Genomic DNA, 25,847 nt, shown 5'->3' on the forward strand with positions numbered 1-25,847 from the left:
TGAAAAAAATGACGTTGTTACAGGAATTTTGGAAGGAAGAAGATGCAGTGGGGGTTGTAGAGATTATTTTAATACTGGTGGTATTAATCGGTCTTGTCATCATCTTTAAAGAGCAGCTCAATAGTCTGGTAAAAAATATTCTTTCAAAAATCACAAAACAAAGCAATAGTATATAAGGCGGTGAAGGCATGAAGCAAAAAGGAAGTATGACAATCGCCATGAGCCTGATGCTTCTGGCCTTTCTGCCCTTGATAGCGGTGACTATCCGTGCGTCGCAGACAGCCTGTGCCAGAGTACAGTCTGTCAATGGAATAGATACAGCTTTGTACTCTCTTTTTTCAGAATACGATAAGGAACTTCTGGAAACGTACAATCTGTTCTTTCTTGACGCCGGATATGGCACCGGAAAACTGGATATCGGACAGATGATTAGTCAGGCAGAGCATTATGCCAAGCCGGTATTATCTTCCGGCATGACAAGGTGCAGTATACAGGCTTGTGGGGCGGAGGGCTTTCGCCTTGCCTCAGACAGAAAAGGCAAAGCGGTAGAACAGCAGATAATTCGGTATATGAAAGGCAATCTTGGAGCTGCAGGTATAGAAAAATTAAAAGATAAATTGGAAGAAAACAGAACAATTCTCCAGCAGCAGGAGGAGATTCAGGCGCAGGGCATGGAAGAAACAGTTCCGGAAAATGCTGCACCCATGGAAGGGATTTCAGCAGAAAACAACCCTCTGGAGATTATAAAAAGTTTGAAAAACAATGGATTTCTGGGATTGGTGCTGCCTGCAGATACCCAGGTGTCAGAAAAAGTGCAGCCGCTGGGGGAAGTTCTTTCTCACAGAACCATAGAAACCGGTCAGGGAGATTTTGCTCAGATGGATGTGAAAAGTTCTGTGACGGATAAACTGCTGATACAGGAGTATGTGTTGGAAAAGCTGGGTACTTTTACAGAACCGGGAAAGGAAGGTGCCCTGGATTATCAGGCAGAGTATGTACTAGGTGGAAAAGCAAGTGATAAAGAAAATTTATCCTATGTAGTAAACAGGCTTTTACTCATTCGGGAAACGGCCAATCTGGCATTTTTGTATACGGATGCGCAGAAGCGGGCAGAACTGGAGGCTTGTGCAGCAGCTTTGTCGTTTCTTCTTTTGATACCGGAAGGCATGGAACTGGTGCAGGGTGTGCTGGCAGCAGGCTGGGCTTATGTGGAAAGTTTGTCAGATGTGAGGATTCTGCTGTCTGGCGGAAAAGTGCCATTGATAAAGGATAGCACAGCCTGGAAGACACAGTTGGAAAATCTGAATCAAAATACTTCCATTACAGGTGGAAGAGGGCTGGATTATGAGGAGTATCTTCGCATTTTGTTTACATTTGCACCAAAGGAAAAGAGCCTTATGAGAACTATGGATATGATAGAACAAAATATATGTAAAACAGAAGGACGGGAAAACTTCCGCTTTGATGTTTGTGTGGATGCGGTTTCCTTATCTTTTCTGATAAAAGGTCCAAACAATATGACCTGGCAGGCAGACAGATTTTATACATATGATATGTAAAAGTAAGAAAGAAGGGCAGAGTATGGTGCGGATACGCAGACAGATGAAAATATGGAATGAGGAGGAACGGTTTCTTTGGCGTAAAGGGAGCATCACTGTAGAAAGTGCTTTTATTCTGCCTCTTTTCTTTTTTGCCATAACGATGATTGCCGGAATGTTGGATTTATATCATACAACTGTTCTGGTGCAGACGGCCTTGTGTGAAGGGGCAAAGGAATTGGGTATGTATGCCTATTGTATTTCCGGGGACAGGGAATCTCCGGTGGGTGTGGTGGATGACGGAATTTGTATGGCTTATGGAACCAGAAAAGTCAGAGAAGTGCTGAAAAAGGAATCGTTGTCTCAAATAGCAGGAGGTATACAGGGTATCAGTCTTTTGGGCTCTGCTTATGAAGGGGATATGGTTTCTTTAGAAGCTGTTTTTCTGTATCATATGCCAGCAGATATTTTCAGAAGTTTTCCGGTAAGGATAAAGGCGGAAGGAGCGGCAAGAGCCTGGGTCGGTTACAACGGAGAGAAATATGGAACAGGTAAAAGTGAAGAGATGGTGTATGTGACGGAATGGGAGAGTGTATATCATGAAAGTCAGTCCTGCAGCTATCTGCACCTTTCTCTGGAGCAGGTGTCCAGCGACCGTTTGGAAGAGAGAAAAAATCAGTATGGAGAATCTTATCATAAATGTGACAAGTGCTGGGGCGGAGAACCTGTCCGCGGAAATGTTTATATCACGGAAAGCGGAAGTCACTATCACAGCAGCAGTCAATGCAGTGGGCTTACCAGACATGTAAAACTTATAAAAAAATCGGAGTTAAAAAATCTGAAAGTATGTACCAGATGTGGAGGGGGACATTCATGATGGAAAAATGGATACTGCATATGCTTATGTTGGGGCTGTGCAGCGCAGAGGATTATAGAGAAAAGAAAATTTCCATGTGGAAATTTATATTATATGCAGGAATTGCAGTGGGGTATGGAATATGGGAGTACAGCACTGCGGATAGTCAAAGAAGCGTATGGATGGCCCAAAGTGTTTTGGGCAGTCTTCCAGGTCTTCTCATGCTTTGTATGGGGAAATTATCTCAGGAAGCGGTGGGATACGGGGATGGACTTCTGGTACTTATTATGGGAGTATCTATAGGATTTTGGGAAACGATGGGAATTCTTTTTACTGCCAGTATAGGGGCCGGTGCTGCAGCATTGTACACATTGTTGAGGCACAAAGGCGGAAGAAAGAAACAGATAGCTTTTGCGCCTTTTTTATTCCTGGGAATGGCAGGTGGAAGAGTATGGCTGGGAATTTAAAAAACTTTAAGCTGAGAGGAAGCTGCACGGTAGAAATGGCTATGATAAGTGGTGTATGGCTGTTGGTGATTTTTGCATCCCTGCTCTTGGTTGTGGGAAGCATGGAAAAGATAATAAATACAGCGGATGGCGTGGAAGCTGCTGTGTATGGGAGTGGGAAAGCGGTTAGCAGGATTTATGACGGTGTGGGAGAGGCGAAAAGAAAAGGGCAGAGCACAGGAAAGGCATACCGTGTGTCCGGCAGTAAACGGGAAATTACGGTATCGGCGGAAAACAGACTGCAGATACCTTTTCAAAATTTGGAATGGAAGCAGTCAGAGGTGATAAAAAGTAAAGTAGTTCGTCCTGTATTGTTTATAGAAAAAGTACAGAGAGCCAGAAAAATACGGGATACTTTTGAAGGATAGGGAGAGGAGGCAAAGTACGTGGAGGTTTCCTATAAGAGAAGCATGAGTTGCAGCTATCTTGTTCTGCAGGAACCAGATGAAGAATTTCAGAATACATATCAAACCCACATTTTATTGGAAAACCAGATAGTAGGTCTCTGTTCCTGTAAGATACAAAAAATAGACGGAAAGGAATTTTTTTATTATGAAATTACAGGGGGTCAGACCTTGTGTAATTTATTTGAAAATAAAAAGTTTAAGAGAAAGGATTTGGAGGAATTGTTTTTGGCGGTTGTCCGGGTAATGGAAAATCTGGATGAGTATTTAATGAACAGAGATTTTCTGCTGCTGCATCCTTCTTATATATATCGAAATCTGGACAGTGGAGCATATCTTTTTATTTGGTTTCCCCAAGGCAGCAGGATGGCGGATCTGGAATTTCAGAATTTGACAGAATACATTCTTCCGCGCATTGACCATCAGGATGAGGCGGCTGTAACCCTGGGATACGGGGTATATAAAGAATCTGTAGAAAGCGGACTGCGGACAGAAACGTTAAAAACATATATTTATACGGAAGTTCAGGAAAAAAAGGACGAATGGCGGGAAAATCCTGTGTATGAGGAGGAAACTGAGAAAGAAAAGGAACGACAGAAAATTCTGGATGATTTTTATAATACAGAAGAAGAGGAGGAACAGGGGATTTCCTTGAGAGAAAAGGTTCTTGCCTGTACCGGAATGATTCTTTTGATCGTTTTGTTTCTGGCAATACGGAACTTTACAAATATATCTGTGGGATATCTTTGTCTTGGAGCAGTTGCGCTCCTGGCGGTAATAGGAGGGGGAGCAGCAGTATGGTATTTGCTTCGAAAAGGTGTACGGGTGGAAAAGAAAAAAAGTATATCTTCCTGGGAAGGGGAACCGGCAGAAGATGAAGCGGAGAAAATAGAAATGCCGCTGCAGGAAAAAGAAGAGCAGGAAGAAGTGGGAAAAACGGTGGTACTGCATGGGGAAAATGCCGCAGTGCCTTATCTGCAGCAGGATGATAATGAATTTGGCAGACAGTATTTCCTGCAGAAAGAAGTGAACGTAATAGGAAAGAAAAAAGATTGTGTGGATATATGGCTGAATGTTGCCACTATCAGCCGCATTCATGCAAAAATTGTAAGAAAGACGGAAGGGGATTTTCTTATTGACTTAAACTCCAGAAATGGAACTCTTTTAAACGGCAGATATATTAATCCGGAAGAGGAATATCTTTTGGAAGATAAAAGTATCATTGTTTTTGCAGAAAGCCGCTTTTGCTATTATTGCTCATAGTATACTTTGGTATATCTTGCATTGAGAAATAAAAAGTTCTATAATGTTAATACATTAATACTGCAAATGTTTATATAAAACGAAAAGGCGGAAAAAATGGAACAAAATAACAGATACAGGCAGCCGCCTGCGTCAGGGACAGGAGAAGAAATCCGGCAGTTTCTCCGACAAAGAAAAAGAGTGCCGGTTAATACGGGACTTATTATTCTTAATTTGTTGGTATTTCTGGGAGTGGAAGTAACCGGATCAGCGTTAGATACCAATCATATGCTCCGTTGGGGCGCTATGTATGCCCCTGATATTTTTCAGCAGGGAGAATATTATCGTCTGATAACTTCTATGTTTCTGCATTTTGGAATACAGCATTTGGGAAATAATATGCTGGTCCTTCTCTTTTTGGGAGATTGTCTGGAACGTAATGTAGGAAAAGTGCGATATTTTCTGGTCTATTTGCTGGGAGGATTTGGAGCCAACTGTCTTTCTTTATGGTTGGAACTGCAGAATGGAGAATATTTCGTTTCTGCAGGAGCGTCAGGTGCAGTATTTGCCGTTATTGGCGCACTCATCTATGTGGTGCTTATCAATAAAGGAAAAATTGAAAATTTTACGACAAGGCAGCTTTTGCTTATGGCAGCGCTGAGTCTCTACTTCGGTGTTACCAGTACAGGAGTAGACAACGCTGCTCATTTTGGAGGATTTATCTGTGGATTTTTCCTGGGACTGCTGCTTTATCGGAGACCACGAAAACGAGTCTTTTGAGGGGTGTCAGGCAACCGGAAGAAGAATTTCAAACTCGGTTCCCTTGTGAGGCATAGAGGTATAGGAAATGGTGCCGTTATGGGCCAGGACAATACGCTTGCATATGGCTAATCCAAGCCCGGTTCCCTCCTGCTTATGGGTGATGAACGGTTCAAAGAGAGTATTTCGATAGTCATCGGGAATACCTTCACCGGTATCTTTCACGGATATATGTACATTCTTTTCATCGGACTGTAAGGTGCAGATGATGGAGCCCTTTGTACTCATTGCCTCCATAGAATTTCGGAGCAGATTTAAAATGAGCTGCTGGATTTTGGTTTTGTCTGCATATACTAAGGGAATAGGGGAAACTATTTCCAGGGAGATACAGATATCCTGTTTTTGGCAGGCAGGTGTAACAGAAGTAACGATTTCACGAAACAAGGATGTAAGTTCTAATTTCTGCATACGAAGCTTTCCCGAATTATTGAAAGAGGAAAATTCGTCCAGCAGGGTTTTTAAAAAGTCCATATTTTCCATGATTTTATTCCAACAGTAGTCCTGGGAAATTTCCGGATGATGACTTTCCAAAAGCTGCAGAAAACTGTTTATCAGTGCTACCGGGTTTCTGATTTCATGAGAAATTTGTGATAAAGTGAATTGGTGCTGTGCCTGAAGTTCCTGATATAATGTTTTATAATCAGGAGTAGTATTTGGTGAAGACATAAAGTAAAAACCCCTTTCTTTTTTTCAATAGTAGTGTATCACCGATAATTTTAAATAGCAACGAATTTCATGTAACAAAAAAAGTCAAAATTCGACAAAAGAGGAGTAATAATATCCGTTCCAAATTCGGATATATTAGTGAAAGGAGATATAAAAATGAAGGACTGTATTTTTTGCAAAATTGCAAACGGAGAAATTCCATCTGCCACTTTGTATGAGGATGAGGAGTTCAGAGTGATTCTGGACTTGGGGCCGGCCAATAAAGGTCATGCGCTTATCTTGCCCAAAGCTCATTATGAAAACTTATATGAATTACCGGATGAAACTGCAGGACATGCTATGATTCTTGCAAAAAAAGTAATTACGAAAATGAAGGAGGTTGTGGACTGCGACGGTTATAATGTGGTGCAGAACAATGGAGAAGCAGCGGGGCAGACTGTATTCCATTTTCATATGCACCTGATTCCCCGGTACAAGGGAGATAACGCAGGAATTACATGGAACGCAGGCACTTTAACTTCGGAAGATAGAGACGATATCTTGGCGAAGTTTTCTATGAAATAAAGTTGGATATACTGAGATGACAGAGGAAAAATTTCACGAAATCTATCATCAATATTATCAGCTGGTGAAAAAAGTTGTATATAACGTACTGCGGGATGAAGGCTTTTCGGAAGATGTTTGCCAGGAGGTATTTCTCGCTTTCTTGGATAAAGCGGATACCATGGAAGCGAAGTATTATAAACAGTGGCTGTTGGTAAACGGAAAAAGGAAGGCAATAGATTTTTGCAGGAAGTCGTATCAGGTACATGAAACAACAGCAGTACCTTCACAAGATGAAAATGGACTTCGGATAGAAAATGTTCCTTGGATTTCCGACAGAAATGGCATGTACAAGTCTGCGGAAGATGAGGTGACTCGTAGAATGGCATTGAACGAGCTTACAGGGAGACTATTTGAAGATTTGGCAAAAAAGAACAGCACCTGGTACGAAATTGTTATGCGAATGAATGTGGAAGGAGAAAGTGCAGAAGAAACAGCCCGTTCTCTTGGCATCTCTATAGAAAGTCTGAGAGCCAAGAGACACAGGATAAAAGTTTGGATAAACAAATATTACAGAGAACAATTTGAAAATCTCTAGATTATTTGTTCACTGCATTCTCAAATAATTGAACAATCTGCTCGATAGAGTTCTGTTGTTTGCTGGAAGACATGGCCATCATATAAGTTTCGCGGTTTTCATATAAATCGCGAACAGCGTCTAAAAGAGCTTCGTTTGTAAGTTCTTCTTCTTCCAGAACTTTACTGTAACCCAGATGTTCAAAGGAACGTGCATTTAGAATCTGGTCTCCGCGGCTTGCGCGGGCAGAAAGCGGAATCAAAAGATTTGGTTTATTCAATGCGCTGAGCTCGCAGATGGCGTTGGCGCCTGCGCGGGAAATTACAAGATCAGCCAGAGCGAATAAATCGGCCAGTTCTTTTTTGATGTATTCATATTGTACATATCCTTTGGTCTCTTTTAGGGATTCGTCCAGTTTGCCTTTTCCGCAAAGGTGAACAATCTGGAAATCTTTCAAAAGTTCAGGAAGGACAGTCCGTACAGCGTCATTGACAGCAGCGGCCCCTAGACTTCCTCCGATAATCATAATCACTGGTTTATCAGAGGTCAGTCCCGTGAATTTCCTTGCACGGTCAGGGTTTCCGGACAATAATTCCTGGCGGATAGGCGTACCGGTAAGGACAGCCTTGGAAGCCGGAAGGTGCTCTACAGTTTCAGGAAAATTACAGCAGACTTTGGTTGCAAAAGGAATGGAAAGTTTATTAGCAAGTCCCGGTGTCATGTCCGATTCATGAATAAAAGTAGGGATTTTTTTCCTGCTTGCGGCAATTACCACAGGGACAGTTACAAATCCCCCTTTGGAAAATACAACATCGGGTTTTAATTGTTTCATAAGTTTTTTTGCTTCAAGGAAACCTTTCATAACTTTGAACGGGTCAGTGAAGTTCTTTACATCAAAATAACGTCTCAGCTTACCTGAGGAAATGCCATAATAGGGAATTCCCAGTTCTTCGATGAGCTTTTTTTCGATTCCTTCATAAGAACCGATATAAGAAATTTGATATCCCAGTTCTTTTAAACGTGGAATCATAGCTATATTCGGGGTAACGTGTCCGGCAGTACCTCCACCGGTAAGTACGATATGTTTCATGGTGTGCCTCCTGATTGGTTCATAATAGTAACTATAAGATAATATGATACACTTGTCAGGAAAAGTCAAGGAAAGATAGGAGTTTCATGGGTAAATTAAAAGAAAATAAAAACGATAAAATATCTTCTTTACCCCGGGAATTAAGTGATGAGGAGTTTAACCAGTGGATTCATGGACGATTTCTGGAAGAGGCTGCAGATATTGAAAAAGAACTGGACAGTATTCCTGATTCCGAAGACTGGAAGCCGACAGAAGAAAAGTTCCAGCGGTTGATGAGCAAAGCCAGAGAGCAGGGATTTTTTACAGAGGCGGACAATTCTGCAAGCAATGTAAATGTAGATGATAGAGAAAAAAGTACAAAAGAAGAAAAATTAAGAGAAGAAAAACTGAATATGGAAAAGAAGAAAGACAGGAATGTCTACAGGAAAGAAAAAGGATATTGGAGAAGGAGAGTGATGAAATACGCGGCTTATGCGGCTGTGACGTTGATTGGAATTTTCGGCGTCAGCATGAGCAGCGAAGCGAACAGAACTTATGTTATGCAGGAAGTGAATAAGTTAGTTGGGAATGATGTGAGTAGTAAGGTAAATAATAGTGAAGTTGTTCAATCCAGTGGGACAGAGTCAGAGGCGGTTGAAAATATTGAAGATGCATTAAATATTAAAATGCCACAGCTATTTTATATACCAGATACTTTGAAGTACCAATCCTGTTTTATTGATGAACAAGCACAATCAGCTATTATGCAGTATAGTTATCAGGGACAAATAATTACTTGGATGGTTTTAGGGAATGATAAAGAAGCTAGTGGAAATACCTTAATCGATGGTGCAAAAAATGTGGAAGAAATAACAAGCGAGTTGACTCCAAATTTAACTTGCGAACTATGGAAAATAGAAGAAAAAGATGAAAATGATACATATGTATTAAGGTGGCAATATAAGAACATTTACTATGAATTTATAGGAAAAATAGAGGAAAATGAAATGAGAATGATTGCCCAAAAGATTATGTGTTAAGGAAAGGAATATGAAAAATGAAACGATTGACAAAAATTATGTTAGTACTTGTGCTGGTTTTATCTATAATAAACTCAGGCACAGTAGTAAAAGCCGATGAAGTTGCTGGAAAAATTGTAGATGGATCTGAATTAACTCAAAATAATACCGCAACAGCCATCAGTGATAATTCAGCAAGGGGAAAATATTTAAATGAAGGGGTGGCTAGAGTTACAGATAATGGTGGTGGCAGCGTAAATGTGTATGGAGCAGTCATAGGAAGCGTCGTTTGCGATAAGATGATTTTAGAGTTAACTTTACAGAGATATTCAAATGGTTCTTGGATAAATGTAAAATCATTTTCTAATACGGCATATAATACCTCATTATTGGCCAAAAGTTATAATGTATCGGTAACAAAAGGATATTATTATAGAGTGAAGGCTGCATGTATAGCACAGAAAAATGGTGCTTCAGAAAGTAAAATGCCAGTTACAGATGGAATTTTAGTAGATTAACCCTCCACATTTTTAGAAAAATCCACACCCTCTTCGCAAACTGTCTATTAATTCACAACAATTTTAAAACTCAGCTTATTTCTTTCTAAAAACTTAATAAATTTCTGTCAAAACCCTCTTTGTTGGGGTATAATGAGTATAGCAATATTCATTTTACCACAAAGGGGGTTTTCTTATGAGACTGACTTTTATAGGGGCTGCTCATGAGGTGACGGGAAGTTGTTATTACCTGGAAGCAGCGGGGAAGAAATTTATTGTTGACTGTGGTATGGAACAGGGGCCGGACCAGTATGAAAATCAGGATATTCCGGTAGCGTTTTCAGACTTGGATTTTGCACTGCTGACCCATGCGCATATTGACCACTCCGGTGATTTTCCTCTGGCTTATGCAAGAGGATTCAGGGGACCGATTTATGCAACGGCAGCGACCTGTGATTTGTGTGACATTATGCTTCGTGACAGTGCACATATTCAGATGTTTGAGGCAGAGTGGAGAAACCGAAAAGCCAGAAGAAACGGGCAGCCGGAATTTGTGCCGGCCTACACCATGGAAGATGCGTTAGGGGTGATTCAGCAGTTCGTTCCATGCAATTACAGTACCGAGATTCAACTGGCAGAGGGAATTAAAGTGCGGTTTACAGATGCCGGGCATTTGCTTGGTTCTTCCAGCATTGAACTTTGGATTCAGGAAGAGGATGAAGAACGAAAACTGGTATTTTCCGGAGATATTGGAAATACAGAACAGCCTTTGATTAAAGACCCGGAATATCTGGAAAGTGCGGATTATGTGATTATGGAATCCACTTATGGAGACAGAAGTCATGGAGAAAAGCCGGATTATGTCAATGAACTGGTAAACATCTTGAGGAAAACGTTTGCAAGAGGCGGAAATGTAGTGATTCCTTCTTTTGCAGTAGGCAGAACGCAGGAAATGCTATACTTTTTCAGGAAAATCAAAGAAGATAACCTGCTCCCGGAGTACGCGGGATTTGAGGTTTATGTAGACAGTCCGCTGGCTGTTCAGGCTACCAGTATTTTTAAGGACCACTACAAAGAGTGTTATGACGAAGAAGCGATGGAGTTAATCAATAAGGGCATCAACCCTATAACATTTCCGGGCTTGAAGCTGTCCATTACCAGTGACGAATCCAGAGCCATTAACTTTAATGAACATCCTAAAGTCATTTTGTCTGCCAGTGGTATGTGTGATGCCGGACGTATCAAACATCACCTGAAACATAATCTCTGGAGACGGGAATCTACGATTTTATTTGTGGGATATCAGGCTATTAATACCCTGGGAAGGGCATTGGTAGAAGGGGCAAAGGATGTCCGTCTTTTTGGAGAAGATATTCATGTCAACGCAGAAATTGTCCGTTTGCCCGGCATCAGCGGTCATGCAGATAATGAAGGATTAATGAAATGGGCGGCGTCTTTTCAAGAGAAACCGCAGAGAGTGTTTGTGGCTCATGGAGATGACCAGGTATGTGACATTTTTGCACAGCGTCTGGAAAACGAACTGGGATATTCGGCTATGGCGCCTTACAGCGGAACGGAAGTAGACTTACTGACCAATGAGATTGTGAAGGAAACCGTGGGTGTTGTGGTAACGCATGCACGGGAGAAAGCCAAAACCAGGAAAGCAGCAGGAGTATTTGCCAGACTTGTGGCAGCAGGGCAGAGGCTTATGGCAGTTATTCGTCACAATGAAGGAGGAAGCAACAAGGATTTGGCGAAATTTGCCGACCAGATTAATACGCTTTGTGATAAATGGGATAGATGAGAAATATAGAGGGCAGCTGCATAAAATAACAGAAAGCAACTACCCTCTTTGTGACTGTTTTTTGGAAAAGATTTAGAAATCTGTCTGTTTTTCCAGTCCGTGAAGCCAGTCCGATTTTACAAAATACAGGATAAAGGCAATGGAGCTTAAAGTCCAGGTGAGGGGATAAGCCCAGAAGATGACTCTTATATCGGGAATAAATTTCACGGCAACGGAAATATAGGTTACGCGGATAATGCACCAGCACACCAGCATAACAAACATGGGAACAGTAGACTTTCCCGCACCTCGCAGAATTCCCGCCATACAGTGGGAAAAGGCAAGGAGAAAATAAAACAGTGTGACCACATGAGCCTGGGCTACACCGTAAGAAACCACCTGCGGTGTAGCGTTAAAGGCAGCAATAAAGTAAGGGGAGAAAAAGTAAATCAGCACACCTACCAGTTCTGCAATGCTGATAGAGCAGATGACGCCAAATACGGCGCCTTTTTTTGCCCGCTGGTATTCTTTTGCCCCAAGATTCTGGCTGATAAAAGTTGTTAAAGCCATGGCAAAGCAGGTAATGGGGAGAAAGCCGAATCCCTCAATCTTAGAATAAGAACCGCAGCCGGCCACGGCCATTTGTCCGAATTTGTTAATGTTGGACTGTACCACTACATTTGCCAGAGAAATGATAGAGTTCTGCAGCCCCGCAGGAAGACCATTGCTGATAATCTGTTTTAACATGAGCCAGTCTATGCGAATATTGGAAAGATGTACCCGGTATTCCCGGGGACTTTTCAAAAGCTGGCGCAGGCAGAGGAAAGCGCTGATAAACTGGGAAATAATCGTTGCCAGAGCAGCCGCGCCCACACCGAAATGAAAACCTGCCACCAGAACCAAATCCAGTACAATATTAATAATAGAAGAAATAATCAAATAAATCAGGGGGTGCTTGCTGTCGCCCACAGACTGTAAAATTCCCACCAGAAAATTGTACATGACAAAGGCCAGTGAGCCGCAGAAGTAAATGCGGAAGTAGGTCACCGAGTTTGGCAGTACGTCAGCCGGTGTTCCCATAAGCACCAGAATCTGAGGAGCGGCCAGAACACCTACGACCGTCAGCAAAAGACCGGATACAATGCCCAGAGCCACAATGGTATGTATGGCTCTCTGCACCATATCAAATTTTTTTGCACCGAAATATTTTGCTACCACGACTCCGGCGCCGATGGCGATACCGTTAAAGAATCCCACCATAAGAAAAATCAGGTTTCCGGAAGAACTGACCGCAGCCAGAGCGCTGCTTCCCAGGAAATTTCCTACAATCAGCGAATCCGCAGTGTTATAAAGCTGCTGAAACAGATTTCCGAAGAAAAGGGGAATGGCAAAGGCGATAATTCTTTTCCAGATAGGCCCGTTTGTCATAAGTGTAGCAGAAGAATTTTTATTCATAATTGTGAAGCCTCCGTTTTGATACTATAATATAGTATAAGAGCAGGAATGAAGAAAAGCAAGATTCAAACATCATAAGGAGAGCATATTCATGTTGATATCAGATTTACATATACATTCCCGGTTTTCCAGAGCCACCAGCAAGGAAAGTGACCTGGAGCATCTGGACCTTTGGGCCAGAAAAAAGGGGATTCACATTATCGGAACCGGAGATTTTACCCATCCCGTCTGGAGAGAAGAACTGAAAGAGAAGCTGGAACCAGCAGAAGAAGGGCTTTACAGGCTGAAAAAGGAATACCGGATACAGGATGAAAATACGCCGGACACCATAGATCCGCGATTTGTATTGTCCGGAGAAATCAGTTCTATCTACAAAAAGAAGGATAAGGTGCGAAAAGTACACAGCCTGCTTCTGCTTCCCGGGCTGGAAGCGGCGGACATGCTGTCTGCCAGATTGGAATTGATTGGAAATATTCACTCCGACGGGCGGCCCATTCTGGGTCTGGACTGCAGAGACCTTCTGGAAATTATGCTGGAAACCACGCCGGAGGGGATTTATGTACCGGCACACATCTGGACTCCGCATTTTGCCATGTTTGGAGCCTTTTCCGGTTTTGATTCCGTAGAGGAATGTTTTGGAGATTTGACGCCCTTTGTCCACGCGGTGGAAACCGGCTTGTCTTCTGACCCGCCTATGAACTGGAGAGTTTCTGGCCTGGATAACTATCAGCTGATTTCCAATTCTGATGCCCATTCTCCCGGTAAGCTGGGACGTGAGGCAAATCTGCTGGAAATAGAACCTTCTTATGCGAATTTGAAAAAAGCCATAGAAACAGGAGAAGGTTTATACGGAACCATTGAATTTTTCCCGGAGGAGGGAAAGTACCATTATGACGGACATCGAAAATGTCATCTCTGTCTGACTCCTGACCAGACAAAGGCTTATGGTGGAAAATGCCCCGTGTGCGGAAAAAAGATTACCATAGGTGTGGAACATCGGGTAGAAGTTCTTGCAGACCGTTCGGAAGGTTATTGGGACAGCAGCAGGAAACCTTTTGAGAATCTTATGCCTCTTCCGGAAGTCATTGCTGAGGCAATGGGATATTCTTCTCCTGGTGTAAAAGTGCAGAAAGAATTTCATCATATGCTCAGAACCCTGGGAACGGAATTTGAGATTCTCAGGAATGTTCCAATGGAGGATATCCAGAGTGCGGCAGGTACGAGGATTGCAGAAGGTATCAGCCGTCTGAGACGGGGGCAGGTGGAGCGTCACCCCGGCTTTGACGGAGAATACGGTACCATCCGCTTGTTTTAGAAGCATAAACTTGAAATGAGGCTGTTTGATTTTCTTTGAGATAATGGAATAAAGGAGAGAAAGAGACATGAAAAAACGGGAATGGACGAAGGTTTTTCTCATCTTATATGGTGTGTTGGCAGCAGCGGGAGTCACGGTTCTTTTCCTTTGCAAAAGCAGGGGGTATCCGTGCAGGCAAATGGCTTCCGCTTTTGGCTATCTTTTGCTGTGTCTGGCAGGGATTTATATAGGGTGTCTGGGTATCAGCAATCTGATTCGGTATAAGGTACGGTATCCGGATAAAAGTATTGCAGGCGGTTTTACGCTGCTGCTTTTTTACGGCATTGCGGCCGTGACGGCTTTGGGATTTACCATTCCCGGAAAAGCAGAGCTGCAGAATCTTCGGACAGAGATTTCCAATGCGGTGCTCTTGGCCGGAGAGGGCAGGAGTTTCACACAGGAAGAAGAGAAACCGAAAGAAGAGCCGAAGCAGGCGGTGCCTTATGAAAAGGTGGAAGATGCCTATGGGAAATTATATGAGGAGGTGCTTTCCATGTATTATCCCTCCTGCACAATGCAGTACAATGCAAAAGGGAATTTTTATGCCACGATGGAGGAAGGAATCGAGACGTACCAGGGAACCGCAGACGTTCCTTATGAGGTAACCGTGGTGTATGACAGGGTTTCTGACGACGGACAGAGCCATATGTTTATTCAGTACAAAATTTACAGTACCTCGGAAGGAACGGTTACGGATTTCGGGCTTCGCTATTATGTGAATATGTACACCGGTGAAGTTCGGGCAGAAGAGGTTCCATGGGGAAATTAGGCAAAAAGATACCGCAGAATGTACCGGGCGGTATCATTCTGCGGCAGCTATTACTGTGCCATTGCTTCTTCCAGCGCTCTGGCCAGCTGATCCGGACATGAAGTGCCTCTGCCGTTACAGTCTGTTCCTTTTAATCTGGTGATGACATCGTCTACTTTCATGCCTTTTACAAGGCTTGCGATTCCCTGGGTGTTGCCATTGCAGCCACCGTTAAATTTTACGGATTTTACCGTATCGTTTTCTATTTCAAATTCAATAGAGCGTGAACATACGCCTTTTGTTTTGTATACAGCCATGCTGATGTCCTCCTTTGTTTTCTTTCAAAAGTTTCCAAAAGCATTATAGCATGGCTGTTTTGAAAGGTAAAGGAAAGTGTAGCCAAAAAAAGAAAAACAGTGTACAATAAGGACATTATGAAATCCAGAAGATGAGGTAAAAGACATGAACAAAATTGGAATTATCGGAGCCATGGAAGAAGAAGTGGCGATTTTAAAAGACAAGATGACAGAAGTTTCCGTATTGGAAAGAGCAGGCATGGAGTTTTTCAGCGGAAAGTTAAGCGGACATGAGGTTGTAGTAGTTCGTTCCGGAATCGGAAAAGTCAATGCGGGTATCTGCACACAGATTCTGGCAGATAAATTTGAAGTGGAAGCAGTTATTAACACAGGTATTGCAGGTTCTCTGAAAGCAGAAATTAACATCGGGGATATTGTATTATCCACAGATACCATGCAGCATGATGTAGACGCAAGAGAATTTGGCTATGCCATCGGTCAGGTTCCGCGTATGGATACCCTGGCTTTCCAGGCAGATGAAGGACTTCGGAAACTGGCTGCAGAAGTATGCCGCAGAGTGAACCCGGAGATTCAGGTGTTTGAAGGAAGAGTGGCAAGCGGGGACCAGTTTGTGGCTGACCGTGAGACAAAAGAAAACATTATTCAGAATACAGAGGGCTTCTGTACAGAAATGGAAGGAGCAGCCATTGGGCAGGCCGCTTATTTAAACAAAATTCCATATCTGGTTATCCGCGCGATTTCGGATAAGGCAGACGACAGCGCGCATATGGATTATCCGGCTTTTGAAAAAGAAGCCATCCGCCACACAGTAAACCTGGTGGAAAATATGATGAAAGAACTGTAAAAAACAGGAGAGATGTCGCAGACACTATGGATTTGTCGACCGATTTTTGTTTTCAAACAGGAGAGGGTGCTATATAATAGTTTCATAGACAAGGGGGATATGGCGTTAAGGATGCAATGGGAAGCTTTTCGATTGCGGCTTAAAGCAACGTCCCATGTCAGAAAAAGCAGGAAAAACCTGCTGAGAAAGAGGAGGAACTATGGAGCACCTGATTTTCTATTTTGGTGCCTGCCTTATGGGACTGGCAAGTTTCGTAAGTATGCTGGCGGTTTACAACAGTAACAAAAGAGTATTGGGAGATTTGAAAAATCCGTCGGAGACAAAAGATAAATGGTTAAGCGGCTTTGTACAGGAGTATCAGAAGCTGGCAAAAGACAATATAGAGATACATAACCCTTCTGTTTATGTAACGAAACGAATGAGAGGACGAAAGATAGCACTATGGAATATGCGCCAGATAAAGGGCATTTCCTGGGGAACTTTTATCCTCTCTTTTTTATTGATGGGAGTGGAGATTCTGCTTTTGCGGCAGCAGGGCGGCAAAGCGGACCAGTTTTTGGTTCTGGGAAGGGAACTGCCATTGATGAGTGTGGCGGTCTTTACGGGAATCGGCATGGGAATCGTCCTGCTTCTTTGCAGACTTTTGATTGGTACGGGCTATCAGGAGGAGGAACTGGAAACCAATCTTCTGGATTATGTGGAAAACTGCCGAAGCGGGACTGCAAAAATTATCTCTATGGAAAATGCCAGAACTTCCGGAAGCAGGGAAAACCGGGGCAGCAGAAAAAAGGAAAACCAGACAGGAGAGAAGAAAGAAAAAGCGGCCCGGCAGATAGAACAGGGAATCATGGAGGCCGCAGCCACAGACAGCCGTTACAGCCATCTGCTCAGTAAAGAGGAAGAGGAGATTGTAAAAGATGTGGTAAAAGAATTTCTAACTTGATAAACCACTATGAACCTGCTAAACTAAAGAAGAAATCTAAGAGTCAAAGGAGAAGAGAAAATGGGAAATAAAGTTACATTTGACTATTCAAAGGCAGCAAACGTTGTGGGCGCTGAAGAAGTAGCAGCAATGGAAAAAATGGTGGAGACAGCCAAAGAAGTGCTGGTATCCAGAACAGGACTTGGAAACGATTTTCTGGGGTGGATTGACCTTCCTGTAAATTATGATAAGGAAGAGTTTGACAGAATAAAAAAAGCAGCGGACAAAATTCAGAAGGATTCCGACGTACTTCTGGTAATCGGTATCGGCGGTTCCTATCTGGGAGCAAGAGCGGCCATTGACTTTCTGAATCATCCATTTTATAACAATCTGAGCAAAGAAAACCGTAAGACACCGGAAATTTATTATGTAGGAAACAACATCAGCGGTGCCTATGTAAAAGGACTGGCAGAGGTAATCGGCGACAGAGACTTCTCCATTAATGTAATTTCAAAATCCGGAACAACGACAGAACCAGCTATTGCCTTCCGTGTTTTCAAAGAAATGATGGAAGAAAAATACGGCAAAGAAGAGGCAGCAAAGAGAATTTACGCAACTACAGATAAAGAGAAGGGTGCATTGAAAACCCTTGCAACAGAAGAAGGCTATGAAACCTTCGTAGTGCCGGACGATGTTGGCGGACGTTTCTCTGTACTGACAGCGGTAGGTCTTCTGCCAATCGCAGTCAGCGGCGTATCCATTGACAAATTAATGGAAGGCGCAGCGTCCGGAAGAGAACTGGCTTTGCAGGCTCCATATGCAGAGAACGACGCTCTGCAGTATGCAGCAGTGCGCAACATTCTTCACAGCAAAGGAAAATCCGTGGAAATTCTGGCTGATTATGAACCGACTCTGCACTATGTAGCAGAATGGTGGAAACAGCTTTACGGAGAAAGTGAAGGAAAGGACCAGAAAGGTATTTATCCGGCGTCTGTAGACTTTACCACAGACCTGCATTCTCTGGGACAGTTTATCCAGGACGGTTCCAGAATTATGTTTGAGACAGTTCTGGCTATTGAAGAACCGAAAGAAGATGTTGTAATTAAAGCAGCAGAAAACGATTTGGACGGACTGAACTATCTGGCAGGCAAAGGTATGGACTTTGTAAATAAGAGCGCTATGAACGGAACCATTCTGGCGCACACAGACGGAAATACACCAAACCTTATGGTGAAAATTCCGGAGCAGAACGAATTCTATCTGGGACAGCTGTTTTATTTCTTTGAATTTGCATGCGGCCTCAGCGGATACCTTACCGGGGTAAATCCATTTAACCAGCCGGGTGTGGAAAGCTACAAGAAAAACATGTTCGCACTTCTTGGAAAACCGGGATACGAAGAGCAGAGAGAAGAATTGCTGAAAAGATTATAATAGAAAAGAGCAGAACATCGCCGTATGTGGGACAAGCCCTGTGCGGCGGTGTTCTTTTTGTGTTGAACCCTGCCCGGTCTGCATATATTCTATAGACAAGGGGAATTTTTCGGAGAAGTTATGCGGAGAAAGTGGCTGAAAAGAATCATGGCGCTGTGTATGCTCTGCGCCATATATATGCTGGGCAGGGAAGGGGCTGTGCTGGTGGATAAAACAGCGGAAAACAGCAAAGGCGTGATAGTCATTGACAGCGGACACGGGGGCATTGACCCCGGCGTAGTGGGAATCGGAAATCTGGAGGAGAAAGAGGTCAACTTAAAAATTGCCGGATACCTGGCAGAATATCTGGAAAAAGAAGGCTATGAAACCGTGCTCACCCGGAAAACGGACGCAGGGCTTTATGAGGAAAACAGCCGGAATAAAAAAGTGCAGGATATGCAGAAGCGCTGTGCCATTATAAAAGAAACAAAGCCGATTCTTACGGTGAGCATTCACCAGAACAGCTATCCGGATTCGTCGGTGTGCGGGCCTCAGGTATTTTACTATACCAATTCGGTGCAAGGCTCTAAGCTGGCAAACTGTATTCAGGGTGAGTTAAACACACAGTTGGAGGTAAGCAAGCCCAGAACCGAGAAGGCGAACCAGACCTATTATCTTTTAAAACGCAGCGAGGGAATTTTAAACATTGTAGAAACGGGATTTCTGACAAATCCCAGGGAAGCAGAACTTCTGGGAACGGAAAAGTACCAGAAAAAGTGCGCAAAAGCCATTTGCGACGGAATTTTAAATTTTCTAAAAACGGTAGAAAAGGACGCATAAAGTGTGTTATGATAGGAGAGCGTAAGAGAAACGAAACTTATGAAGGAAGAAGAGGGTGCGGATTGAATACAAGAGTAGTCAGGGTAGATAAAGACAACCCGGACAAAACAGTGCTTCAGGAAGTAGGAGAAGTTATAAAAAAGGGCGGTCTGGCTGCGTTTCCCACGGAAACCGTGTACGGTCTGGGCGGTGACGGACTGAATGCAGGTTCTTCACAGAAAATTTATGCCGCAAAGGGCAGGCCTTCCGACAATCCGCTGATTATACATATCGCGGATATGGAAAGTCTGGCGCAGATTACAGAGGACGTACCGGAAAAAGCAAAAAAACTGGCAGAAAAATTCTGGCCAGGGCCTCTGACCATGATTTTCAAAAAGAGTGACCGTGTACCTTATGAAACTACGGGAGGCTTGGAAAGTGTAGCTGTGCGTATGCCCAGTCACCAGACTGCGTTGGCGCTCATTCGGGCAGGCGGCGGTTTTATCGCAGCCCCCAGTGCCAATACCTCCGGACGGCCCAGCCCTACCAGCGCGGCTCATGTGGCTGAGGATTTGACCGGGAAGATAGAGGTGATTGTAGACGGCGGTGAAGTAGGTATCGGGCTGGAATCCACTATTGTGGATTTTACAGAGGAAGTGCCGGTGATTCTGCGTCCCGGTTACATCAACCAGTCCATGATAGAAGAAGTGATTGGTCCGGTTCGCATGGACAGAGGGCTTCTGATTACGGACGAGAAAGTGAAGCCCAAGGCGCCTGGCATGAAATACCGTCATTATGCGCCAAACGCGGAACTGATCATTGTGCAGGGAAGCACAGAAAAAGTGGTGCAGTATATTAATGAGCAGTGTCTTGCGCTGCAGGCTCAGGGAAAGAGAACCGGGGTTATCGGTACAGATGAAACCCGGAAATTCTATCAGGGAACTGTGGTGAAAAGCATTGGCACCAGACAGGATGAAGAGGGAATCGCAAGGCATCTTTTCGGTATTTTAAGAGCGTTTGATGAAGAGAAGGCGGACTGTATTTTTTCGGAATCTTTTGATACCCCCCGTATGGGACAGGCCATTATGAACAGGCTGTTAAAGGCAGCGGGACATCATATTATTTATCTTTAAGGAGGAAAAACATGATAGCATTAGGGTGTGACCACGGCGGTTACGAACTGAAACAGGAGATTATCAAGTATCTGGAAGAGCACCATTTGCCCTATAAGGATTTTGGGTGCGACAGTACAGAGGCAGTGGATTATCCTGTGTATGCAAGAAAAGTAGGAAAAGCCATTCAGGACGGAGCGTGCGATAAGGGAATCCTCATCTGTGGCACCGGAATCGGTATTTCCATTGCAGCAAATAAAATGAAGGGTATCCGTGCGGCACTTTGTACAGACTGCTTCTGTGCAGAGGCAACCAGAGAGCATAATGATGCCAATGTACTGGCTTTGGGCGGCAGAGTGGTAGGCCCGGGGCTTGCGGTGAAAATCGTAGATACCTTTTTAAATACAGAATTCTCTCATGCAGAGAGACACCAAAAGAGAATTGACCTGATTGAAGAATAAGAAAGAAAACCAACGAGATACTAAACACAAAGGAGAAGAAAAATGGCAAAAACATTAGTTATGGAACATCCGCTGATTCAGCATAAGATTGGAATTATCCGCAGAAAGTCTACAAGCTCAAAAGAATTCCGGGAACTGGTCAGCGAAGTTGCCATGTTCATGGCTTATGAAGCAACCAGAGAATTAAAACTTGCAGATGTGGAAATTGAAACGCCCATTACGAAAACTACCGTAAAAGAACTGGCAGGAAAGAAAATGGCAGTTGTGCCCATTCTCCGTGCAGGTCTTGGTATGGTAGAAGGTATGCTGACCATGGTTCCGGCTGCAAAGGTAGGTCATATCGGACTTTACAGAGACCCGGAAACTTTAAAACCAGTGGAATACTACTGTAAACTCCCGGCTGACTGCGGGGAAAGAGAAGTCTTTGTCACAGACCCTATGCTGGCAACCGGCGGTTCCGCTGTGGCAGCGATTACCATGCTGAAGGAAAAAGGCGTAAAGAACATTCACTTTATGTGTATTCTGGCAGCGCCGGAAGGTGTAAAAGCTCTTTCTGAAGCACATCCGGACGTCGATATTTACATCGGTGCGCTGGATGACCACTTAAATGACCACGGCTACATTGTACCGGGTCTGGGAGACGCAGGAGACCGTATTTTCGGAACCAAGTAAGAGGTGAAGCTTATGAAAGGAAAACGAGACGGTTATATCTCCTGGGATGAGTATTTCATGGGAGTGGCAAAGCTTTCCGGCATGCGTTCCAAAGACCCTCATTCACAAGTGGGAGCCTGCATTGTCAGTCCGGATAATAAGATTTTGTCCATGGGATATAACGGATTTCCTATGGGGTGTTCAGACGATGAATTTCCCTGGGCCAGGGAAGGTGATGAGCTGGATACCAAGTATTTTTATGTGACACACAGCGAACTGAATGCGATTTTAAACTACAGGGGCGGTTCCCTGGAAGGCGCCAAGCTGTATGTGTCGCTGTTTCCCTGCAATGAATGTGCCAAAGCCATTATTCAGGCGGGAATTAAAACGATTGTCTATGAATGTGATAAATATGCGGATTCTCCGGCAGTGAAGGCGTCCAAGCGTATGCTGGATGCAGCGGGAGTTCGTTATTATCAGTACAATCACACAGGCAGAAAGCTAGAAGTAGAAGTATAGAAAAGGAAAGCCAGTTATAGGAAAAAACTATAACTGGCTCTTGTTATTTCATATTAGACAATTGCCTCTTGTCATATTAAAATAACCTTGTAAACAGATAGGAATTATAATGATATGAACCGGAGGTAAGGATATGAGCATAAAGACAAGAGAAGAAAGAAAATTCAGATTTGAGACACTGCAGCTGCATGTAGGACAGGAAAAACCAGACGTGGTAACAGGAGCCAGAGCAGTACCGATTTACCAGACATCCTCTTATGTATTTGAAAACTCCAAACAGGCTGCAGACAGATTCGGCTTATCAGACCCGGGAAACATCTATGGAAGACTGACAAATCCCACGGAAGATGTTTTTGAAAAGAGAATCGCAGCATTAGAGGGCGGTGTGGCTGCTTTGGCTGTAGCGTCAGGCGCAGCAGCGATTTCCTATACATTCCAGAATCTGACACAGGCAGGAGACCATATCGTTTCCGCAAAAAATATTTATGGAGGCACTTATAATCTGCTGGCCCATACACTTCCGCAGTATGGAATTTCATCTACCTTTGTAGACATTTTTAATAAGGAAGAGATACAAAAGGCCATTCAGGAGAATACAAAGGCTATTTTCATCGAAACTTTGGGAAATCCTAATTCAGAGGTAGTAGACATTGAGGAAATTGCAAAAATTGCCCATGCGAATAAAATTCCTCTGGTGGTGGACAATACCTTCGCAACTCCGTATCTGGTGCGTCCCATTGCCTACGGCGCAGATATTGTGGTACATTCTGCAACGAAGTTTATCGGGGGACATGGAACGGCCATTGGCGGTGTGATTGTAGACAGCGGAAACTTTGACTGGGAGGCATCCGGGAAATTCCCGTCTCTGACAGAGCCAAATCCAAGCTATCACGGAATCAGCTTTACAAAAGCAGTGGGAGCAGCCGCATTTGTGACAAAAATCCGGGCTATTTTGCTGAGAGATACAGGAGCAACCATTTCCCCGTTTCATTCTTTCCTGTTCCTGCAGGGGCTGGAAACACTTTCTCTGAGAGTAGAGCGTCATGTGGAAAATGCAGTGAAGACGGCAGAATTTTTAAATAACCATCCATTGGTGGAGCGTGTACATCATCCCAGTGTGACAGAAGAGGAAGAGCAGAAAAAACTCTATAAAAAATATTTCCCAAATGGCGGAGGTTCTATTTTTACCTTTGAAATAAAAGGAGACGCAGCGACTGCGCAGAAATTCATTGATCAGTTGCAGCTGTTTTCTCTGTTGGCCAATGTAGCGGATGTGAAATCTCTGGTCATTCATCCGGCTACCACAACACACAGCCAATGCACAGAGGAGGAACTGGAAAGCCAGGGCATAAAACCAAATACCATTCGTTTATCTGTGGGTACAGAGAATATTGCAGATATTCTGGAGGACTTGGAAGAGGCATTTGCAAACTTATAAGAAGCAATTCTATAAAACATATTGAAATAGTAGGTTAATTTGAGTATAATCAGACGTATGGAGGAAGAAATATGAGAATATCAACGAAAGGAAGATATGCAGTTCGCCTGATGTTGGATTTGGCAACCAATTATTCCGGGAGTCCCATACGTCTGAAGGATGCAGCAGGAAGACAGGGAATCTCTGAGAAGTATCTGGAGCAGATTATCAGCGTCCTGAACAAAGCAGGATATGTGAGAAGTATACGGGGACCTCAGGGAGGCTATGTACTGCAGCGGACACCGAAGGAATATACCGTGGGAATGATATTGAGACTTACAGAAGGAAGTCTGGCCCCGGTAGAGTGTGCAGAGCAGGAGTTCGCTGGCTGCAGCCGTGAAAATGATTGTGTGACGAGAATCCTGTGGAAAAAATTGAATGATGCCATAAACAGTGTAGTCGATGAGGTTACGCTGGAAGATTTAATCAGCTGGCAGGCGGCAAAAGCAGACGAATATATCATATAAGATGATAAAAAAGACATTAAAAAACTTTGATATGAGGCAGATATGCAATTCCGGCCAGTGTTTCCGTATGGAACTGCTGGAGAATGGAAATTATAAGGTTATTGCTGGAGACAAATATCTGGAAGTGGGACAAAAGGGGGAAGACTGCACCTTCTTTTGTCAGGAGGCAGATTTTGATTCGTTTTGGAAAACGTATTTTGATTTGGACAGAGATTATGCTTCCTGTATTTCGCAAATTGCAGTGGAAGATGTATATTTGATGAAAGCAGCCCGGTTCGGCAGCGGCATCAGAATTTTAAAACAGGATTTATGGGAAATGATTGTTTCTTTTTTGATTTCCCAACAAAATAATATTGTGAGAATACGCCGTTGTATTGCGAATATCTGCGAGAAATACGGAGACGAGAAGAGGGACATTCACGGAAATGTGTACTATGGATTTCCGAAAGCAGAGGTATTGGCAAAGCTGGAAGAGGATGCTTTAAAACCATGTAATCTGGGCTACCGCAGCAAATATGTGGTGCGGACAGCCAGAAGCATTGTAAACGGAGAGGTGAACCTGGAAGCCCTTGGAAGTATGAAGTATGAGGAAGCAAAGGCAGAACTTTTAAAGCTGTTTGGTGTAGGAGTAAAGGTGGCAGATTGTATCTGCCTGTTTGCATTGCATCAAATGGAGGCGTTTCCGGTAGATACCCATATCCGGCAGGCCCTGGATGCAAATTATGTGAAAGGATTTCCTATGGAGCAGTATCAGGGAATGCAGGGCATTATGCAGCAATATATTTTTTATTACGAGTTGGAAGGCAAGAAAGAACAGGAGAACACATGAATTTAGAATTTAAACCTATTGATGTTGAGGCCATTGAGGAATTAACCCCTTATTTTTGTAAAAGACCGAATAAAACATGCGACAGTGTGATTTTGGACAGCTATTTATGGAGAACGTATTATCAGGTGCGCTATGCAGTCAGTGACAACAAAGCTATACAGTGGCTGATGGAGCACGAAAATGTGGTGAGCAGCGCTATGCCTGTCTGTGAGGAGCAGGATTTGGAGCATTACTTTGAAGAACTGGTGACATATTTTAATGAAGTGCTTCATAAACCGCTGCTGATTCATCTGGCAGATGAAGAGGCTGTCAAGGCTTTGAAGCTGGAAGAGCACACAGACCGGTTTCTGGTGACAGAGCAGGAGGATTTAAAAGATTATTTGTACGAGGGCGATAAACTGCGGACGCTTTCCGGGAAAAAGCTTCACAAAAAGAAAAACAACCTGAACTACTTCATGAAAAATTATGAAGGCAGATTTGAGTACCGCAGCCTTTGCTGCTCGGACAGAGATGATGTTTGGAAGTTTCTGGACCGCTGGAGAGAGGCAAAAGGAGAGGAAACGGAAGAACATCTGGACTATGAGGTACATGGAATCCATGATATTCTGAAAAACTGTTCCAGTTTTCAGGTACGCATGGGTGGTGTGTATGTGGATGATAAACTGGAAGCGTTTACTATCGGAAGCTACAATTCTTTTGAGGATATGGCCGTGATTCATATTGAAAAGGCAAATCCGGAAATCAGGGGACTGTATCAGTTTATCAATCAGCAGTTTTTGCTTCATGAATTTCCGGAAGTACCGTTGATTAACCGGGAAGACGATTTAGGGATTGAAGGGCTGAGAAAGGCAAAAATGTCGTATTCTCCCCTGGATTTTGCCCGAAAATATGAAGTGAGACAGATTGATTTTCACGAAAACTGACCTTTACAGGGAAAGGACGG

General features: G+C 43.4%; 29 protein-coding genes and 1 pseudogene. 26 read left to right on the plus strand and 4 right to left on the minus strand.

The features are described from left to right. The first annotated feature begins 8 nt into the window (after positions 1–8). The 7 genes from WKT17_RS11440 to WKT17_RS11470 all read left to right on the plus strand — a co-directional run bounded on the left by WKT17_RS11440 (position 9) and on the right by WKT17_RS11470 (position 5,326). Positions 9–176: a Flp1 family type IVb pilin gene (locus tag WKT17_RS11440; protein WP_291682326.1), complete on the plus strand. Its 168-nt coding sequence runs from the start codon at positions 9–11 to the stop codon at positions 174–176. 12 nt (positions 177–188) lie between these two features. Beyond that, positions 189–1,559, plus strand: a complete 1,371-nt coding sequence (locus WKT17_RS11445) for a DUF5702 domain-containing protein (protein ID WP_294580840.1) — start codon at positions 189–191, stop codon at positions 1,557–1,559. Then, entirely contained in the window at positions 1,549–2,415 is an 867-nt protein-coding gene (locus WKT17_RS11450) for a TadE/TadG family type IV pilus assembly protein (RefSeq protein ID WP_294459478.1), read from the plus strand. Before WKT17_RS11445 ends, WKT17_RS11450 begins: the two co-directional genes overlap by 11 nt. Then, on the plus strand, positions 2,412–2,861 hold the full coding sequence (locus WKT17_RS11455; protein WP_294459476.1) for a prepilin peptidase: 450 nt from the start codon (positions 2,412–2,414) through the stop codon (positions 2,859–2,861). Before WKT17_RS11450 ends, WKT17_RS11455 begins: the two co-directional genes overlap by 4 nt. After that, a complete protein-coding gene (locus tag WKT17_RS11460) occupies positions 2,846–3,268 on the plus strand; it encodes a hypothetical protein (RefSeq protein ID WP_226853552.1) in 423 nt (140 codons plus the stop codon). Before WKT17_RS11455 ends, WKT17_RS11460 begins: the two co-directional genes overlap by 16 nt. 18 nt (positions 3,269–3,286) lie before the next feature. After that, a complete protein-coding gene (locus WKT17_RS11465) occupies positions 3,287–4,567 on the plus strand; it encodes a DUF6382 domain-containing protein (RefSeq protein WP_173748983.1) in 1,281 nt (426 codons plus the stop codon). 96 nt (positions 4,568–4,663) lie between these two features. Beyond that, on the plus strand, positions 4,664–5,326 hold the full coding sequence (locus WKT17_RS11470; RefSeq protein ID WP_173748984.1) for a rhomboid family intramembrane serine protease: 663 nt from the start codon (positions 4,664–4,666) through the stop codon (positions 5,324–5,326). Between the two features lie 6 nt (positions 5,327–5,332). Here WKT17_RS11470 and WKT17_RS11475 read toward each other — a convergent pair whose 3' ends face one another. Further along, positions 5,333–6,031, minus strand: a complete 699-nt coding sequence (locus WKT17_RS11475; protein WP_340272905.1) for an ATP-binding protein — start codon at positions 6,029–6,031, stop codon at positions 5,333–5,335. A gap of 156 nt (positions 6,032–6,187) precedes the next feature. On the opposite strand from WKT17_RS11475, the gene WKT17_RS11480 reads away from it, so the two are divergent. Together WKT17_RS11480 and WKT17_RS11485 are read left to right on the plus strand one after the other, a co-directional pair. Beyond that, entirely contained in the window at positions 6,188–6,595 is a 408-nt protein-coding gene (locus WKT17_RS11480) for an HIT family protein (protein ID WP_173748986.1), read from the plus strand. Between the two features lie 16 nt (positions 6,596–6,611). Further along, positions 6,612–7,172 carry an RNA polymerase sigma factor gene (locus tag WKT17_RS11485; RefSeq protein ID WP_173748987.1) on the plus strand — a complete coding sequence of 187 codons (561 nt, stop codon included), beginning with the start codon at positions 6,612–6,614 and terminating at the stop codon, positions 7,170–7,172. A gap of 1 nt (position 7,173) precedes the next feature. Here WKT17_RS11485 and WKT17_RS11490 read toward each other — a convergent pair whose 3' ends face one another. Beyond that, complete coding sequence (locus WKT17_RS11490) at positions 7,174–8,241, minus strand: undecaprenyldiphospho-muramoylpentapeptide beta-N-acetylglucosaminyltransferase (RefSeq protein ID WP_173748988.1); 1,068 nt, start codon at positions 8,239–8,241, stop codon at positions 7,174–7,176. 86 nt (positions 8,242–8,327) lie between these two features. On the opposite strand from WKT17_RS11490, the gene WKT17_RS11495 reads away from it, so the two are divergent. The 3 genes from WKT17_RS11495 to WKT17_RS11505 all read left to right on the plus strand — a co-directional run bounded on the left by WKT17_RS11495 (position 8,328) and on the right by WKT17_RS11505 (position 11,540). Continuing rightward, the gene (locus WKT17_RS11495; RefSeq protein WP_294580837.1) at positions 8,328–9,260 is read left to right on the plus strand and encodes a DUF4367 domain-containing protein; all 933 of its coding nucleotides are present in this window, start codon (positions 8,328–8,330) and stop codon (positions 9,258–9,260) included. A 17-nt stretch (positions 9,261–9,277) separates the two neighbouring features. Beyond that, entirely contained in the window at positions 9,278–9,757 is a 480-nt protein-coding gene (locus WKT17_RS11500; RefSeq protein WP_294580835.1) for a DUF6147 family protein, read from the plus strand. A gap of 175 nt (positions 9,758–9,932) precedes the next feature. Further along, the gene (locus WKT17_RS11505) at positions 9,933–11,540 is read left to right on the plus strand and encodes an MBL fold metallo-hydrolase RNA specificity domain-containing protein (protein WP_173748991.1); all 1,608 of its coding nucleotides are present in this window, start codon (positions 9,933–9,935) and stop codon (positions 11,538–11,540) included. 72 nt (positions 11,541–11,612) lie between these two features. Here WKT17_RS11505 and WKT17_RS11510 read toward each other — a convergent pair whose 3' ends face one another. After that, a complete protein-coding gene (locus WKT17_RS11510) occupies positions 11,613–12,974 on the minus strand; it encodes an MATE family efflux transporter (RefSeq protein ID WP_173748992.1) in 1,362 nt (453 codons plus the stop codon). Between the two features lie 91 nt (positions 12,975–13,065). Here WKT17_RS11510 and WKT17_RS11515 point away from each other — a divergent pair. After that, positions 13,066–14,286: pseudogene (locus WKT17_RS11515) on the plus strand (endonuclease Q family protein); the annotation flags it as partial. Positions 14,287–14,356: 70 nt separating this feature from the next. Then, a complete protein-coding gene (locus WKT17_RS11520; protein WP_291682359.1) occupies positions 14,357–15,097 on the plus strand; it encodes a hypothetical protein in 741 nt (246 codons plus the stop codon). Positions 15,098–15,147: 50 nt separating this feature from the next. Here the strand turns inward: WKT17_RS11520 and WKT17_RS11525 are convergent, their stop codons facing one another. Then, on the minus strand, positions 15,148–15,393 hold the full coding sequence (locus WKT17_RS11525) for a TIGR03905 family TSCPD domain-containing protein (protein WP_173748995.1): 246 nt from the start codon (positions 15,391–15,393) through the stop codon (positions 15,148–15,150). A gap of 145 nt (positions 15,394–15,538) precedes the next feature. On the opposite strand from WKT17_RS11525, the gene WKT17_RS11530 reads away from it, so the two are divergent. The 12 genes from WKT17_RS11530 (at position 15,539) to WKT17_RS11585 (ending at position 25,827) form a co-directional block, all read left to right on the plus strand. Beyond that, positions 15,539–16,237, plus strand: a complete 699-nt coding sequence (locus tag WKT17_RS11530) for a 5'-methylthioadenosine/adenosylhomocysteine nucleosidase (RefSeq protein ID WP_173748996.1) — start codon at positions 15,539–15,541, stop codon at positions 16,235–16,237. Positions 16,238–16,436: 199 nt separating this feature from the next. Next, entirely contained in the window at positions 16,437–17,180 is a 744-nt protein-coding gene (locus tag WKT17_RS11535; protein WP_173748997.1) for a hypothetical protein, read from the plus strand. Positions 17,181–17,240: 60 nt separating this feature from the next. Next, positions 17,241–18,590 carry a glucose-6-phosphate isomerase gene (locus WKT17_RS11540; RefSeq protein WP_294459461.1) on the plus strand — a complete coding sequence of 450 codons (1,350 nt, stop codon included), beginning with the start codon at positions 17,241–17,243 and terminating at the stop codon, positions 18,588–18,590. A gap of 120 nt (positions 18,591–18,710) precedes the next feature. Next, the gene (locus tag WKT17_RS11545) at positions 18,711–19,409 is read left to right on the plus strand and encodes an N-acetylmuramoyl-L-alanine amidase (protein WP_173748999.1); all 699 of its coding nucleotides are present in this window, start codon (positions 18,711–18,713) and stop codon (positions 19,407–19,409) included. Between the two features lie 62 nt (positions 19,410–19,471). Next, positions 19,472–20,521, plus strand: coding sequence for an L-threonylcarbamoyladenylate synthase (locus tag WKT17_RS11550; RefSeq protein WP_291682365.1), 1,050 nt, complete (start codon positions 19,472–19,474; stop codon positions 20,519–20,521). 11 nt (positions 20,522–20,532) lie between these two features. Beyond that, positions 20,533–20,961: a ribose 5-phosphate isomerase B gene (gene rpiB / locus WKT17_RS11555; protein WP_173749001.1), complete on the plus strand. Its 429-nt coding sequence runs from the start codon at positions 20,533–20,535 to the stop codon at positions 20,959–20,961. A 42-nt stretch (positions 20,962–21,003) separates the two neighbouring features. Then, the gene (upp, locus tag WKT17_RS11560; protein ID WP_173749002.1) at positions 21,004–21,633 is read left to right on the plus strand and encodes a uracil phosphoribosyltransferase; all 630 of its coding nucleotides are present in this window, start codon (positions 21,004–21,006) and stop codon (positions 21,631–21,633) included. A 12-nt stretch (positions 21,634–21,645) separates the two neighbouring features. Then, positions 21,646–22,131: a deoxycytidylate deaminase gene (locus WKT17_RS11565; protein ID WP_173749003.1), complete on the plus strand. Its 486-nt coding sequence runs from the start codon at positions 21,646–21,648 to the stop codon at positions 22,129–22,131. A 133-nt stretch (positions 22,132–22,264) separates the two neighbouring features. After that, positions 22,265–23,569 (plus strand): O-acetylhomoserine aminocarboxypropyltransferase/cysteine synthase family protein, encoded by a 1,305-nt coding sequence (locus WKT17_RS11570; RefSeq protein ID WP_340272918.1) that lies wholly within the window; start codon positions 22,265–22,267, stop codon positions 23,567–23,569. 71 nt (positions 23,570–23,640) lie between these two features. After that, positions 23,641–24,075, plus strand: coding sequence for an RrF2 family transcriptional regulator (locus WKT17_RS11575; RefSeq protein ID WP_173749005.1), 435 nt, complete (start codon positions 23,641–23,643; stop codon positions 24,073–24,075). 1 nt (position 24,076) lies between these two features. Then, complete coding sequence (locus WKT17_RS11580; RefSeq protein WP_226853553.1) at positions 24,077–24,904, plus strand: DNA-3-methyladenine glycosylase family protein; 828 nt, start codon at positions 24,077–24,079, stop codon at positions 24,902–24,904. Continuing rightward, positions 24,901–25,827, plus strand: a complete 927-nt coding sequence (locus WKT17_RS11585) for a DUF2156 domain-containing protein (protein WP_340272921.1) — start codon at positions 24,901–24,903, stop codon at positions 25,825–25,827. The genes WKT17_RS11580 and WKT17_RS11585 overlap by 4 nt, the downstream gene beginning before the upstream one ends. Positions 25,828–25,847: the final 20 nt, after the last annotated feature.

The organism is Blautia sp. HCN-20427, assembly GCF_037890365.1.
Classification (GTDB): domain Bacteria; phylum Bacillota; class Clostridia; order Lachnospirales; family Lachnospiraceae; genus Blautia.

Bases quoted from the DNA above. Each gene is read 5' to 3' on its own strand.
- WKT17_RS11500 (WP_294580835.1), top strand. From the start codon at position 9,278: ATGAAACGATTGACAAAAATTATGTTAGTACTTGTGCTGGTTTTATCT.
- WKT17_RS11565 (WP_173749003.1), top strand. From the start codon at position 21,646: ATGAAAGGAAAACGAGACGGTTATATCTCCTGGGATGAGTATTTCATG.
- WKT17_RS11535 (WP_173748997.1), top strand. From the start codon at position 16,437: ATGGAGCACCTGATTTTCTATTTTGGTGCCTGCCTTATGGGACTGGCA.
- WKT17_RS11460 (WP_226853552.1), top strand. From the start codon at position 2,846: ATGGCTGGGAATTTAAAAAACTTTAAGCTGAGAGGAAGCTGCACGGTA.
- WKT17_RS11485 (WP_173748987.1), top strand. From the start codon at position 6,612: ATGACAGAGGAAAAATTTCACGAAATCTATCATCAATATTATCAGCTG.
- WKT17_RS11450 (WP_294459478.1), top strand. From the start codon at position 1,549: ATGATATGTAAAAGTAAGAAAGAAGGGCAGAGTATGGTGCGGATACGC.
- WKT17_RS11520 (WP_291682359.1), top strand. From the start codon at position 14,357: ATGAAAAAACGGGAATGGACGAAGGTTTTTCTCATCTTATATGGTGTG.
- WKT17_RS11495 (WP_294580837.1), top strand. From the start codon at position 8,328: ATGGGTAAATTAAAAGAAAATAAAAACGATAAAATATCTTCTTTACCC.
- WKT17_RS11490 (WP_173748988.1), bottom strand. From the start codon at position 8,241: ATGAAACATATCGTACTTACCGGTGGAGGTACTGCCGGACACGTTACC.
- WKT17_RS11475 (WP_340272905.1), bottom strand. From the start codon at position 6,031: ATGTCTTCACCAAATACTACTCCTGATTATAAAACATTATATCAGGAA.
- WKT17_RS11505 (WP_173748991.1), top strand. From the start codon at position 9,933: ATGAGACTGACTTTTATAGGGGCTGCTCATGAGGTGACGGGAAGTTGT.
- WKT17_RS11580 (WP_226853553.1), top strand. From the start codon at position 24,077: ATGATAAAAAAGACATTAAAAAACTTTGATATGAGGCAGATATGCAAT.
- upp (WP_173749002.1), top strand. From the start codon at position 21,004: ATGGCAAAAACATTAGTTATGGAACATCCGCTGATTCAGCATAAGATT.
- WKT17_RS11540 (WP_294459461.1), top strand. From the start codon at position 17,241: ATGGGAAATAAAGTTACATTTGACTATTCAAAGGCAGCAAACGTTGTG.
- WKT17_RS11440 (WP_291682326.1), top strand. From the start codon at position 9: ATGACGTTGTTACAGGAATTTTGGAAGGAAGAAGATGCAGTGGGGGTT.
- WKT17_RS11455 (WP_294459476.1), top strand. From the start codon at position 2,412: ATGATGGAAAAATGGATACTGCATATGCTTATGTTGGGGCTGTGCAGC.
- WKT17_RS11585 (WP_340272921.1), top strand. From the start codon at position 24,901: ATGAATTTAGAATTTAAACCTATTGATGTTGAGGCCATTGAGGAATTA.
- WKT17_RS11530 (WP_173748996.1), top strand. From the start codon at position 15,539: ATGAACAAAATTGGAATTATCGGAGCCATGGAAGAAGAAGTGGCGATT.
- WKT17_RS11480 (WP_173748986.1), top strand. From the start codon at position 6,188: ATGAAGGACTGTATTTTTTGCAAAATTGCAAACGGAGAAATTCCATCT.
- WKT17_RS11575 (WP_173749005.1), top strand. From the start codon at position 23,641: ATGAGAATATCAACGAAAGGAAGATATGCAGTTCGCCTGATGTTGGAT.
- WKT17_RS11470 (WP_173748984.1), top strand. From the start codon at position 4,664: ATGGAACAAAATAACAGATACAGGCAGCCGCCTGCGTCAGGGACAGGA.
- rpiB (WP_173749001.1), top strand. From the start codon at position 20,533: ATGATAGCATTAGGGTGTGACCACGGCGGTTACGAACTGAAACAGGAG.
- WKT17_RS11525 (WP_173748995.1), bottom strand. From the start codon at position 15,393: ATGGCTGTATACAAAACAAAAGGCGTATGTTCACGCTCTATTGAATTT.
- WKT17_RS11510 (WP_173748992.1), bottom strand. From the start codon at position 12,974: ATGAATAAAAATTCTTCTGCTACACTTATGACAAACGGGCCTATCTGG.
- WKT17_RS11445 (WP_294580840.1), top strand. From the start codon at position 189: ATGAAGCAAAAAGGAAGTATGACAATCGCCATGAGCCTGATGCTTCTG.
- WKT17_RS11545 (WP_173748999.1), top strand. From the start codon at position 18,711: ATGCGGAGAAAGTGGCTGAAAAGAATCATGGCGCTGTGTATGCTCTGC.
- WKT17_RS11570 (WP_340272918.1), top strand. From the start codon at position 22,265: ATGAGCATAAAGACAAGAGAAGAAAGAAAATTCAGATTTGAGACACTG.